A 1170-nucleotide genomic window follows, 5' to 3' on the forward strand; every position below is an offset into this window, starting at 1 on the left:
ATCGCGAGCAAGCTCGCTCCCACAATGGATTGATGTCGAACACAAGGTCCGCGTACGACGAAAATTACTGTGGGAGCGAGCTTGCTCGCGATGACGGCAGTTCAGGCGATATGAATCTGTCAGTCAATCGGCGTACTGACAAACACCTCAAGCCCTTCGGCATACTCCGTGAACTCTGCGATCCGCGGAAACTGCGCGGCACTCACCTGATCCGGCACCACCAGGTTGGTAAAGCTCCAGGCCACGGCGAGGGTAATGCCGTCCTGCTCAATCGAACCGTCAGTTTTCAGCGGCTGCTTTTCCAGCTCCCGCTCCAGAGCAGAATAGGCCGCCGTCAACTGTCCTTCGACCCGCTGCACCCAGGGTTCGAATTGAATCTCTTCGGGCCGCAGGTTGCGTTCGTAGTAAAGCTGCACGGACTTTTCGCTGGCGGCCAGGGCCAGGCCGATCAGGCGCAGCGCGCGCAGGCGTTGACCCGGTTCGGCGGGCATCAGGCTTTTTTGGGCCAGGGTTTCCAGGTAGTCGATGATCAGCGTCGAATCCATCAACACCTCACCATCATCCAGCACCAGCGTGGGCGCCTTGACCACCGGATTGATTTGCCGGAATTGTTCGAAGTGGCGGAACACCGAGACCGACTGATGTTCCAGCGTGATTCCCAGGCATTTGGCAGAAATGGCGGCGCGCCTTACATAGGGCGAGTCCAGCATACCGATCAGCTTCATGGTCCTTTCCTTTATATGGCCATTTCGGGAGGGACAACCTTAGCTGAGGTTCGCAACCCTGCAAATGACCGTGAATAATGCCTTGTGCGAGCCGTTTGTCTTCCATATACAGCCGCTCGATTGAATTTCTTGCTATAAACGCACTCCGATTACCGCCTCAAAGCCTGCCGTAGAGCATTTTCAGGGCTTTGTCGGACAAATTCGCTGTCTTTTCAGTTGCTGAGGCCTCAAGTCGGCCTTAGACTGCCGCCCCTCGTAAATTGAGTGCCGGGTGGCGCTTGGAACAAACGGCGCCTTTCCGATGGCCTGCCCAGGTCTGCCGGAACGCTCCCTTATTCGCCTTAATGCACGTTTTTTTATAGAGATATCAATGACAAAGGACAAGTTGCTGGCCATGCCGGCGGATGACTACATGAATGCCGAGCAACAGGCTTTGTTCTCCGAG

General features: G+C 55.8%; 1 protein-coding gene and 1 pseudogene. One reads left to right on the forward strand and one right to left on the reverse strand.

The features are described 5' to 3' along the window. Positions 1 to 119: 119 nt before the first annotated feature. The gene (locus ACRESJ_RS30120) at positions 120 to 725 is read right to left on the reverse strand and encodes a glutathione S-transferase (RefSeq protein ID WP_431761145.1); all 606 of its coding nucleotides are present in this window, start codon (positions 723 to 725) and stop codon (positions 120 to 122) included. 301 nt (positions 726 to 1026) lie between these two features. On the opposite strand from ACRESJ_RS30120, the pseudogene ACRESJ_RS30125 reads away from it, so the two are divergent. Beyond that, positions 1027 to 1170 (forward strand): annotated as a pseudogene (locus ACRESJ_RS30125) (TraR/DksA family transcriptional regulator); the annotation flags it as partial.

Source organism: Pseudomonas sp. (assembly GCF_050739655.1).
GTDB lineage: Bacteria > Pseudomonadota > Gammaproteobacteria > Pseudomonadales > Pseudomonadaceae > Aquipseudomonas.